This window comes from Mycobacterium sp. E735, assembly GCF_001666955.1.
Lineage (GTDB): Bacteria > Actinomycetota > Actinomycetes > Mycobacteriales > Mycobacteriaceae > Mycobacterium.
In genome coordinates this window covers 1-13,100 of record NZ_LZIX01000076.1, presented here as the reverse complement: position 1 = coordinate 13,100, position 13,100 = coordinate 1, and the positions used below count along the sequence as shown (strand labels likewise).

The 13,100-nt window shown below is 70.9% G+C and carries 2 protein-coding genes; both read left to right on the top strand.

The window, feature by feature from the left end:
* The first annotated feature begins 19 nt into the window (after positions 1-19).
* Positions 20-5,761, top strand: coding sequence for an amino acid adenylation domain-containing protein (locus A5704_RS06040; RefSeq protein WP_369828426.1), 5,742 nt, complete (start codon positions 20-22; stop codon positions 5,759-5,761).
* Positions 5,758-13,100: non-ribosomal peptide synthetase (locus A5704_RS06035; protein WP_067887886.1), on the top strand; the 7,343-nt coding region annotated here is incomplete at its 3' end. The genes A5704_RS06040 and A5704_RS06035, both read left to right, overlap by 4 nt.

The window sequence follows — 13,100 nt, the reverse complement described above, 5'->3', positions numbered from 1 at the left end:
GCAGGGCGGCGTCGCCGACGTGCTGCCACTGACCCCGGTGCAGCAGGGACTGCTTTTCCACACCGCCTTCGCGCAGGACATGGACGACCTCTATGCGGTGCAGCTCGGGATCACCGTCAGCGGTGCGCTCGACGCGGCGCGCCTGCGCGAGGCGGTCCACACCGCCGTCAGGCGCCACCCCAACCTGGTCGCCCGGTTCTCCGAGGACTTCGGCGAGCCCGTGCAGATCATTCCGGCCGAGCCCCAGATGGCCTGGCGGTATGTCGAGCTGGACGGCGGCGACGTCGACGAGCAGGTCGAGCAGCTGTGCGCCGACGAACGCGCCGCGGTGTGCGACCTGGCCGACAAGCCGTCATTCCGGGGCGCGCTGATCCGCACGGCGGGCGACCGGCATCGGTTCGTGCTGACCATCCACCACATCGTGGTCGACGGCTGGTCGCTGCCCGTGCTGCTGCAGGAAGTGTTCGCCAGCTACTACGGGGAACGGTTGCCCGCCGCGCCGTCGTACCGCAGCTTCGTCACGTGGCTCACCAACCAGGACCGCGCCGCCGCCCAAGCGGCGTGGGCCCAGGCGCTGGCCGGCTTCGAGACCCCCACCCTGGTCGGCCCGCTCGGGCAGATCGGGAAGCGCGGCGTAGCCGCCTTCCACGTGCCCGCCGACACCACGCACGCGCTGGGCGAGCTGGCGCGCTCCTGCCGCACCACCATCAGCACCGTGCTGCAGGGCGCGTGGACGCAGCTGCTCACGTGGCTGACCGGCCAGCACGACGTCGCCTTCGGCACCGCCGTCTCGGGACGTCCCACCGAACTGCCGGGCGCGGACGCGATGGTCGGCCTGCTGATCAACACGGTGCCCGTGCGGGCGACCATCACCGCGACCACCACCGTCGCCGACCTGCTCGACCAGCTGCAACGCCTGCACAACGACACCGTCGACTACCAGCACCTGGCCCTGCCCGAGATCCACCGGGTCACCGGCCACGACCAGTTGTTCGACACCCTGTTCCTCTACGAGAACTACCCGATCGACGCGGGTGCGCTGCTGGGCGTGCACGAGCTGGCCATCACCGACTTCAGCAGCCGCGAATACAACCACTACCCGCTGTCCGTGGTGGCCTCGCCGGGTCACGAGCTGAGCCTGCGCGTCGAATTCGACACCGAGGTGTTCACCGCCGCCGCCATCAACACGCTCATCGACCGGCTGCAGCAGGTGATGGTGGCGATGACGGCCGACCCCGCCCGCCGCCTGTCCTCGGTCGACCTGCTCGACGCCGCCGAGCACACCCGGCTCGACGACTGGGGCAACCGGCCGGTGCTGGCCGAGGCGGCGCCCAAACTGGCGTCGATTCCGGAGCTGTTCGCCGCGCAGGCGGCCCGCGGCCCCGACGCGGTGGCGATCACGGACGGCGACCGCTCCTGGACGTACGGCGAGGTCGAGGAGTCCGCGAACCGCCTGGCCCACCTGCTGGTGAGCCGGGGCGCCGGCCCGGGGGAGCGCGTCGCGGTGCTGTTCCCCAGGACGGCCGAGGCCGTCGTGGCGATCCTGGCGGTTCTCAAGACCGGGGCGGCCTACCTGCCCGTCGACCCGACGGTGCCGGCGGCGCGCATCGAGTTCGTGCTCGGGGATGCCGCACCCATCGCCGCCGTCACCACCGCCGAGGTGCGGTCGAGGCTCGACGGCCAAAACCTGGACGTCATCGATTTCGACGACCCCGCCGTCGCCGGCCAGACCGGCGACGGGCTGCCCGCGCCGGCGCCGGACAACATCGCCTACATCATCTACACGTCCGGAACCACCGGCACGCCCAAGGGCGTGGCCGTGCCACACCGCAACGTCACCCAGCTGCTGGAGTCCTTAGACGCGCAGCTGGCGCTGGGGCAGGTGTGGACGCAGTGCCACTCGCTGGCCTTCGACTTCTCGGTGTGGGAGATCTTCGGGTCGCTGTTGTACGGCGGCCGGCTGGTGATCGTCCCCGACGCGGTGGTCCGCTCGCCCGAAGAGCTGCACGCGATGCTGGTTCGGGAACAGGTCAGCGTGCTGAGCCAGACGCCGTCGGCGTTCTACGCGCTGCAGACCGCGGATTCGCTGGCACCCGAGCTGGGCCAGCAGCTGAAGCTGCAGACGGTGGTGTTCGGCGGCGAGGCGCTCGAACCCCACCGGCTGGGCAAGTGGCTGCACCACCACCCCGGGCTGCCGCGCCTGATCAATATGTACGGCATCACCGAGACCACGGTGCACGCCTCGTTCCGGGAGATCGTCGACGGAGATGTCGACACCAACGCCAGCCCGATCGGCGTGCCGCTGGCCCACCTGGGCTTCTTCGTCCTGGACGGGTGGCTGCGCCCCGTGCCGGAAGGCGTGGTCGGCGAGTTGTACGTGGCCGGCCGGGGCCTGGCGTACGGGTATGTGGGCCGGTCCGGGCTGTCCGCCACCCGGTTTGTGGCGTGCCCGTTCGGCGGGTCCGGTGCCCGCATGTACCGCACCGGCGACCTGGTGCGCTGGGGCGCCGACGGCCAGCTGCAATACATGGGCCGCGCCGACGAGCAGGTCAAGATCCGCGGCTACCGCATCGAGCTCGGCGAGGTGCACGCCGCCCTGGCCGCGCTGGACGGCGTCAACGAGGCGGCCGTGATCGCCCGCGAGGACCGCCCCGGCGACAAGCGGCTGGTGGGCTACGTGACCGGAACCGCCGACCCGGCCGAGATCCGCAATCAGCTCGGCGAGCGGCTGCCGACCTACATGGTGCCCACCGCGGTGGTGGTGCTCGAGGCGCTGCCGCTGACCGTCAACGGCAAACTCGACACCCGCGCGCTGCCGGCGCCGGAATACTCCGACTCCGATCATTACCGCGCCCCGAGCACCGCCATCGAGGAGATCCTGGCCGGCATCTACGCCCAGGTGCTCGGAGTCGAGCGCGTCGGCGTCGACGATTCGTTCTTCGACCTCGGCGGCGACAGCATCCTGTCGATGCAGGTCGTCGCCCGCGCCCGGGCGGCCGGCGTCGTCTGCCGCCCGCGCGACATCTTCGTCGAGCAGAGCGTGGCCCGGCTGGCCCGGGTGGCCTCGCTGGCCACCGACGACGACGTGGTCGACGAGGGCATCGGGCCGGTGGTCGCGACCCCGATCATGCGCTGGCTGCACAGCGTCGACGGTCCGGTCGAGCAGTTCAACCAGACGATGGTGGTGCAGGCCCCGGCGGGGGTCGGCGAAGCCGACGTCGTGCTGGTGCTGCAGGCTTTGCTGGATCGGCACGCGATGCTGCGGCTGCGGGTCGACGACGACGGCGCGGGCGGCTGGTCGCTGCGGGTGTCCGAGGTCGGCGAAGTCGACGCCGCCGGTTGCGTGCACACCGTGGAGACGTTGTCCGACGCGGCGTTGTCGACGGCGGTCGCGCAGCTGAACCCGGCCAGCGGCGCGATGCTGCGCGCGGTGTGGGTGCCCGCCACCGGCCAGCTGGCGCTGATCATTCACCACCTGGCCGTCGACGGCGTGTCGTGGCGAATCCTGTTGGAAGACTTGAACATCGCCTGGGCTCAACACCACAGCGGGCAGCCGGTGGCGCTGCCGGTGGGCGGCATGTCGTTCGCGCGGTGGTCGTCGCTGCTGGCGGAGCACGCGCGCCGACCGGACGTCGCCGAGACGGCCGACGCGTGGCGGCAGATCTCGTCGACCCCGGCGCCGTTGCCGTCGGTTCGGCCCGACATCGACACCTACGTCAGTGCGGGACAGCTGTCGGTGTCGCTGGACGCCGACACCACCCGGTTGTTGCTGGGCGAGGTGCCCGCGGCGTTCCACGCCGGCGTGCAGGACATCCTGTTGATCGCGTTCGGGTTGGCCTGGGCGCAGTTTGTGGGCACGGGCGCGCCGATCGGCATCGACGTCGAGGGCCACGGCCGCCAAGAGGAGTTGGGCCCGCACGTCGACCTGTCCCGCACGGTGGGCTGGTTCACCACCAAGTACCCGGTCGCGTTGCAGATCGGCGGGCTGTCCTGGGGGCAGGTCGTCGCGGGTGAGGCGGAGCTGGGGGCGCTGGTCAAGGACGCCAAGGAACAGCTGCGCGCCCTGCCCGACGGCCTGACCTACGGGCTGCTGCGCTACCTGAATCCCGACGTCGAACTGGACGTGTCCGACCCCGTGATCGGGTTCAACTACCTCGGGCGGCTGGGCGGCGCCGGCGACCTGTCCAGCGAACTGTGGCGGCTCGACCAGGACAGCCTTGCGTCCGCCGGCGCGGCGACCGCGGTGCCGATGCCGTTGCCGCACACCGTCGAGCTCAACGCCGGCACCCTGGACACCGCGGGCGGTCCGCTCCTGCAGGCCAACTGGACCTGGGCGCGCTCGGCGCTCGACGAGGCCCAGGTGGCCCGCCTGAGCGAATTGTGGTTCGACGCGCTGAGCGGCATCTGCAGCCACGTCCGCAGCGGTGGCGGCGGCCTGACTCCGTCGGACCTGGCCCCCGCCCGGTTGACGCAGCGGGACATCGACGAGCTGTGCCAGCGCTACCCGGTCGCCGACGTGTTGCCGTTGACCCCGCTGCAGCAGGGCCTGCTCTTCCACACCGGCAGCGAGCACGGCAGCGACGACCTGTACGCCGTCCAACTCGACATCAGCGTGAACGGGGCCCTCGACTCGCACCGGTTGCGCGACGCCGTGCACACGATGATCAAGCGGCATCCCAACGTGGTGGCGCACTTCATCGAGGATTTCGGCGAGCCCGTGCAGGTTTTGTCGGCCGAGCCCGCCCTGTCGTGGCATTACGTCGAACTCGACGCCGAAGACGCCGAACCGGAAGAGCAGATCCAGCAGCTGTGCGCCGCCGAGCGCGCCGCGGTCTGCGACCTGGCGGAGCGCCCGGCCTTCCGGGCCGCGCTGATCCGCACCGCCGACAACCGGCACCGGTTCGTGCTGACGAACCACCACATCGTGCTCGATGGCTGGTCGAAGCCGATCCTGCTGCAGGAGATCTTCGCTGCCTACTACGGGGTGCAGTTGCCCGCCCCGGTGCCGTACCGCAAGTTCGTCGACTGGTTGGCGGCGCAGGACCGCGGCGCGGCGCAGGCGGCGTGGCGGCGGGTGCTGGCCGGCTTCGACGCGCCGACCTTGGTCGGTCCGCCCGGCCGGGTCAGCCTCGGCCCCCGCGGCGTGTCCTCCTTCCAGGTGTCGGCGGAGACCACGCGGGCGCTGGGTGAACTGGCCCGCTCCTGCCACACCACCGTGAGCACCGTGCTGCAGGCCGCGTGGGCGCAGCTGCTGATGTGGCTGACCGGTCAGCACGATGTGACTTTCGGCACAGCGGTGTCGGGCAGGCCGACCGATTTGGCCGGCGCCGACCAGATGGTCGGGCTGCTGATCAACACGGTGCCGGTGCGGGCGACGATCGGCGCCGAAACCACGATCGCCGACCTGCTCAACCAGCTACAAGGCGCCTACAACGACACCCTCGAGCACCAGCATCTGGCGCTCAACGAGATCCACCGTGTAACGGGACACGACCAATTGTTCGACACCATGTTCGTGTACGAGAACTACCCGATCGACACCGCAGCGTTGTCTGCCGTCGATGAGCTGGCTATTAGCGGTTTCACAAATCGGGAATACAACCACTACCCGCTGTCGGTCCAGGCCGTGCCTGGTCACGAAATAAGTCTTCGTGTCGAATTCGATACAGAAGTCTTCGACACGGGCAGAATCGAGAGGTTGGTTGAGCGGTTCAGGCGCGTGCTGGAAGCCATGACCGCAGATGTGGAGGAGCAGTCATGACCGTCGGCGCGGGGCGGCGATTGTTGTCGATCGACTTGCTTGATGGCGGCGAGCACGACCGCCTCGACGAGTGGGGCAACCGGGAGGTGCTGACCGCTCCGGTCACGGGGGCGGTGTCGATTCCGGCGTTGTTCGCCAAGCAGGTCGCGCGCGTGCCGGAGGCTCCGGCGCTGACGTTCGAGGGCCGCTCGCTGACCTACGCCGAACTCGACGAGGCCGCGAACCGGCTCGCGCACCTGCTGGCCGACCACGGCGCGCGCCCGGGTGCGTGTGTGGCGCTGCTGCTGTCGCGCTCGGCCGAGGCGATCGTGTCCATCCTGGCGGTGCTCAAGACCGGTGCGGCGTACCTGCCCATCGACCCGGCGGTCCCGGCGGCCCGCATGGAGTTCATGCTCGGCGACGCGGCGCCGGTCGCCGCGGTCACGACGGGCGAACTGCGCTCACGCCTGGACGGGTTCGACCTGCTGGTCGTCGACGTGGCCGACCCGGCGGTGGAAGACCAGCCGAGCTCGGCGCTGGACGGGCCGGCCCCCGAGGACATCGCGTACATGATCTACACCTCGGGCACGACCGGTACCCCGAAGGGTGTGGCGGTCACGCACCAGAACGTCACCCAGCTGCTGAACAAGCTGCCCGCCGACCTGCCGAAGGCCGGTGTGTGGTCGCAGTGGCATTCGCTGGTGTTCGACGTGTCGGTGTGGGAGATCTGGGGCCCGCTGCTGCACGGTGGCCGGCTGGTCGTGGTGCCCGAGTCGGTGGCCGGATCGCCGGATGAGCTGCACGCGCTGCTGGTCGCGGAGAAGGTCACCGTGTTGTGCCAGACCCCGTCGGCGGTGGGGATGCTGTCGCCCGATGGCTTGGATGCGACCGCCCTGATCGTGGCCGGCGAGGCCTGCCCGTCCGAGGTGGTGGATCGCTGGGCCCCGCGCCGCGTGATGATCAACGCCTACGGCCCGACCGAGGGCACGGTCTATGCGTCGATGAGCGCGCCGCTGAAGGCGGAGTCCGGGGCGCCGCCGATCGGCTCGCCCGTGCCCGGGGCGGCGCTCTTCGTGCTCGACAAGTGGTTGCGCCCCGCGCCGGAGGGCGTCGTCGGCGAGCTGTACATCGCCGGTCGCGGCGTGGCATCCGGATATGTCCGCCGGCCGGGCCTGACGGCCTCGCGCTTCATCGCCTGCCCGTTCGGGGCGCCCGGTGCGCGCATGTACCGCACCGGCGACTTGGTGCGCTGGGGCGTCGACGGCCAGCTGCAGTACCTGGGCCGCGCCGACGAGCAGGTCAAGATCCGCGGCTACCGCATCGAGCTCGGCGAGATCCAGTCGGCGCTCGCCGCGCTGGACGGCGTGGACCAGGCGGCCGTCATCGCCCGCGAGGACCGGCCCGGCGACAAGCGGCTGGTGGGCTACGTGACGGGGACGGCCGATCCGGCCGAGATCCGCACCCGGCTCGGCGAGCGGCTGCCCAGCTACATGGTGCCCGCGGCCGTCGTGGTGCTGGATGCCCTGCCGCTGACGGTCAACGGCAAGCTCGACAAGCGCGCCCTGCCGGCCCCCGAGTACCACAAGACCAGCGGCGAATACCGCGCACCCACCACGGCAGTCGAAGAGACGCTGACCGCCATCTACGCCCAGGTCCTGGGACTCGAGCGGGTCGGTGTGGACGACTCGTTCTTCGACCTCGGCGGCGACAGCATCCTGTCCATGCAGGTGGTGGCGCGCGCCCGGGCGGCCGGCGTGGTGTGCCGGCCGCGCGACGTCTTCGTCGAGCAGACCGTGGCCAAGCTGGCCCGGGTGGCCCGCGTGGCCTCCGACGACGAGGAAGTCGACGAGGGCATCGGCCCGGTGTCGGCGACCCCGATCATGCGCTGGCTGCAGCAGGTCGAGGGCCCGACAGACCAGTTCAACCAGACCATGGTGGTGCAGGCCCCGGCCGGCGTCACCCGCGACGACGTGCAGGTGGTCCTGCAGTCGCTGCTCGACCGGCACGCCACGCTGCGGCTGCGGGTCGACGACGACGGCGCGGGCGGCTGGTCGATGCATGTGCCCGAGGTCGGCTCGGTCGACGCCGGCACGTGCATGCACACCGTCGACGCGCTGTCCGACGCGGCGCTGGTGGCGGCGCGCTCGCAGCTGAACCCCGCCGCGGGCATCATGTTCCGCGCCGTGTGGGCGGAATCCACGGCCCAATTGGCGCTGATGATTCACCACCTGGCCGTTGACGGCGTGTCGTGGCGAATCCTGTTGGAAGACTTGAACATCGCCTGGGCCCAGCACCACAGCGGGCAGCCCGTGGCGTTGCCGACGGGCGGAACCTCGTTCGCCCGGTGGTCGGCGATGCTGGAGGAGCACGCCCAGCGGCCCGAGGTCGTCGAGACGGCCGAGGCGTGGCGCGAGGTCGCGGCGACCCCGGCGCTGTTGCCGGCGGTGCGCCCCGACGTCGACACCTACGAGACGGCCAAGCAGCTCTCGGTGTCGCTGGACGTGGAGACCACCCGGTCGCTGCTGGGCGAGGTGCCCGCGGCGTTCCACGCCGGCGTCCAGGACATCCTGCTGATCGCGTTCGGGCTGGCGTGGGCGCGGTTCGTCGGCACCGGCGCCCCGATCGGCATCGACGTCGAGGGCCACGGCCGGCACGAGGAGCTGGGCCCGCACGTCGACCTGTCGCGCACCGTCGGGTGGTTCACCACCAAGTACCCCATCGCGCTGACCGTCGGCGAACTGGACTGGGCGCAGGTGATGGCCGGTGACCGGGCGCTGGGAGCGCTGGTCAAGAAGGCCAAGGAGCAACTGCGTGCCCTGCCCGACCCGCTGACCTACGGGCTGCTGCGTTACGTCAACACCGACGTCGACCTGGACGGGTCGGACCCGGTCATCGGGTTCAACTACCTGGGACGGCTGGGCGCGGCGGCGGATCTGCCCGGCGAGATGTGGCGGATCAGCCAGGACAGCCTGTCGTTCACCGGCGCCGCGAGCGCGGCGCTGCCGATGCCGCTGATGCACACCGTCGACCTCAACGCCGGGACCATGGACACCGAGGCCGGCCCGCACCTGCAGGCGAACTGGACCTGGGTGCCCTCGGCGCTGGACCACGAGCAGGTCAGCCGGTTGAGCCAGCTGTGGTTCGAGGCCCTGGCCGGCATCTGCGCGCACGTGCGCAGCGGCGGGGGTGGGTTCACGCCGTCGGACATCGCGCCCGCTCGACTGACCCAGCAGCAGCTCGACGACCTATGCCAGCAGTACGCGGTCGCCGACGTGTTGCCGTTGACCCCGCTGCAGCAGGGGCTGCTCTTCCACGCCAGCTTCGCGCACGACGTGGGCGACGACGTGTACGCGGTGCAACTCGGCATCACCGTGACCGGAGACCTCGACGCGCACCGGCTGCGCGAGGCCGTGCACGCCGTGGTCGACCGGCACCCCAACCTGGCGGCCCGATTCTGCCCCCAGTTCGGCGAGCCGGTGCAGGTCATCCCGGCCGACCCGGTGATGGCGTGGCGGTACATCCAGCTCGGCGCAGACGACTTGGACCCCGACGAGAAGATCGAACAGCTCTGCGCCGCCGAGCGCGCCGCGGTCAGCGACCTCGCCAGCCGGCCCGCCTTCCGCGCCGCGCTGATCCGCACCGCCGACAACCGGCACCGGTTCGTGCTGACCAACCACCACATCGTGATGGACGGCTGGTCGCTGCCGATCATGCTGCGCGAGATCCTGACGAGCTACTACGGCGACCGGTTGCCCGCGCGCGCGTCCTACCGCAGCTACCTGACCTGGCTCGCGGCCCAGGACCGCACGGCGGCCCGCGCCGCCTGGGCCGAGGTGATGGCCGGGTTCGACGCGCCCACCTTGGTCGGGCCGCCGGCCCGGCTCGGCCTCGGCCGGCGGGGCGTCGAGTCGTACCGGCTGCCCGCCGAGACGACGCGGGCGCTGGGCGAACTCGCCCGCTCCTGCCACACCACCATCAACACCGTGCTGCAGGGCGCCTGGGCGCAGCTGCTGATGTGGCTGACCGGCCAGCACGACGTCGCCTTCGGCACCGCGGTGTCCGGCCGGCCGGCCGACCTGGTCGGCGCCGAGTCGATGGTGGGTTTGCTGATCAACACCGTGCCGGTGCGCGCCAACATCACCGCGGCCACCACCGTGGTCGAGCTGCTGCAGCAGCTGCAGAACGCCCACAACAACACGATCGAGCACGAGCACTTGGCGCTGAACGAGATTCACCGCGTCACCGGTCACGACCAGCTCTTCGACACGCTGTTCCTCTACGAGAACTACCCGATCGACACCAGCGTGCCGCTGGGCTTCCACGAGCTGGCGATCACCGACGTCACCAACCGCGAGTACAACCACTACCCGCTCTCGGTGATGGCGCTTCCGGGCCGTGAACTGGGCCTGCGCGTCGAGTTCGACACGAGCGTGTTCGACACCGCCGGGATCGAGTCGCTGATCGAACGGTTCCAGCGGGTGCTGGCGGGCATGACCGCCGACTCCAGTCAGCGGCTGTCCTCGATGGACGTCTTGGACGGGGGCGAGCGCGCCCGCCTCGACGAGTGGGGCAACCGGTCGGTGTTGACCGCGCCCGTGGGCGCGAAGGCGTCGATCGTGTCGCTGTTCGCCAAGCAGGTGGCCCGGACGCCGGAGGCGCCGGCGCTGACGTTCGACGGCCACTCGATGAGCTATCGCGAGCTCGACGAGGCCGCGAACCGGATGGCCCACCTGCTGGCCGAGCACGGCGCGCGGCCGGGCGAAAGCGTGGCGCTGCTGCTGTCCCGGTCGGCCGAGGCGATCGTGTCGATCATGGCGGTGCTGAAGACCGGCGCGGCCTATCTGCCGATCGACCCGGCGGTCCCGGCGGCGCGGATCGAGTTCGTGCTCGCCGACGCCGCGCCGGTCGCCGTCGTCACGACGGCCGAGTTGCGGTCGCGGCTGGACGGCTCCGACCTGTTGGTGATCGACGTCAACGACCCGTCGTTGGACGCCCAGCCCGCCACGGCGTTGCCGGGCCCGGCCCCCGAGGACATCGCGTACCTGATCTACACGTCCGGCACCACCGGTGTCCCGAAGGGCGTGGCGGTCACGCACCACAACGCGACGCAGCTGCTCGAGAGGCTGCACGCCGACCTGCCGGACCCGGGTGTGTGGGCGCAGTGGCATTCGCTGGTCTTCGACGTCTCGGTCCACGAGATCTTCGGCGCGCTGTTGCACGGCGGCCGGCTGGTCGTGGTGCCCGAGTCGGTGGCCGGTTCCCCGAAGGAGCTGCACGCGCTGCTGGTCGCGGAGCAGGTCACCGTGCTCAGCCAGACCCCGTCCGCGGTGGGAATGCTCTCCCCGGAGGGGCTGGACTCGATGGCCCTGGTGGTCGCCGGCGAGGCTTGCCCGCCCGAGGTGGTCGAGCGGTGGGCGCCGGGTCGGGTGCTGATCAACGCCTACGGTCCGACCGAGGGCACGGTGTACGCGGCGATGAGCGCGCCGTTGAGCGCGGACGGCGGAGCGCCGATCGGTTCCCCGGTCCCCGGGGCCGCCCTGTTCGTCCTGGACAAGTGGCTGCGGCCGGCGCCCGAAGGCGTCGTCGGTGAGCTGTACATCGCCGGTCGCGGCGTGGCGTCCGGCTATGCGCGCCGCCCGGGCCTGACGGCCTCGCGGTTCATCGCCTGCCCGTTCGGAGCGCCCGGCGCCCGGATGTATCGCACCGGGGACCTGGTGCGCTGGGGCGCCGACGGCCAACTGCAGTACCTGGGCCGAGTCGACGAGCAGGTCAAGATCCGCGGCTACCGCATCGAGCTCGGCGAAATCCAGGCCGCCCTGGCGGGTCTGGACGGGGTGGAGCAGGCGGCGGTGATCGCCCGCGAGGATCGCCCCGGCGACAAGCGGCTGGTCGGTTACATCACCGGCACCGCCGACCCCGCCCAGGTTCGGGCCCAGCTGGGTGAGCGCCTGCCCGCCTACATGGTGCCGGTCGCGGTGGTCGTGCTGGACGCGCTGCCGCTGACCGTCAACGGCAAGCTCGACAAGCGCGCCCTGCCCGCCCCCGAGTACCAGAAGACCGGTGGCGAGTACCGGGCCCCGGCCACGCCGGTGGAGGAGACCCTGGCCGACATCTACGGCCGCGTGCTCGGATTGCAGCGGGTGTCGGTCGAGGATTCGTTCTTCGACCTGGGCGGCGATTCGCTGTCCGCGATGCGGGTGATCGCCGAGATCAACACGGCCCTCGACGCCAACCTCTCGGTGCGCACCCTGTTCGAGGCGCCGTCGGTGCGGGGCCTCGCCCACCGGGCCGAACGCGATGCCGGCTCTGCGGGCGAAGCCGAGGCCGGCGGCCCCAGCTTCGCCTCCGTGCACGGACCTGATGCCACGCAGGTCTACGCCAGCGATCTCACTCTGGACAGGTTCATCGATGCCGCGACGCTGAGCGCCGCGCCCGCGCTGCCGGGGCCGAGCTCGGAGGTGCGGACGGTCCTGTTGACGGGGGCGACGGGGTTCCTGGGGCGTTATCTGGCGCTGCAGTGGCTCGAGCAGCTCGAGTTGGTGGGCGGCAAGCTGATCTGCTTGGTGCGGGGCGGCTCCGACGAGGAGGCGCGGCAGCGGCTGGAGAAGACGTTCGACAGCGGTGACCCGAAGCTGCTGCGTTACTTCCAGGACCTCGCGGCCGACCACCTCGAGGTGATCGCCGGTGACAAGGGTCAGCCCGGCCTGGGTCTCGACGAGCAGACGTGGGAGCGGCTGGCCGACACCGTCGACCTGATCGTCGACTCGGCGGCCCTGGTCAACGGCGTGCTGCCTTACAGCGAGCTGTTCGGCCCGAACGTCGCGGGCACGGCCGAGCTGATCCGGATCGCGCTGACCAGCAGGATGAAGCCCTACGCGTACGTGTCGACCTCGGACGTCGGCCGCCAGATCGATCCGGCGGCGTTCACCGAAGACGCCGACATCCGCGTCATCAGCCCGATCCGCAAGGTCGACGGCAGCTACGCCAACGGCTACGGGAACAGCAAGTGGGCCGGCGAGGTGCTGCTGCGCGAGGCCAACGACCTGTGCGGGCTGCCCGTCTCGGTGTTCCGCTCGGACATGATCCTGTCCGACACCAGCTACGCCGGCCAGTTCAACCTGTCGGACATGTTCACCCGGATGGTGCTGAGCCTGGTGGCCACCGGCATCGCTCCGCGGTCGTTCTACCAGCTGGACGCCGAGGGCAACCGGCAGCGTTCGCACTTCGACGCGCTGCCGGTGGAGTTCGTCGCCGAGGCGGTCACCACGCTCGGCTCCCAGGTGGTCGAAGGGTTCGAGACGTATCACGTGATGAACCCGCACGACGACGGCATCGGCATCGACGAGTACGTCGACTGGCT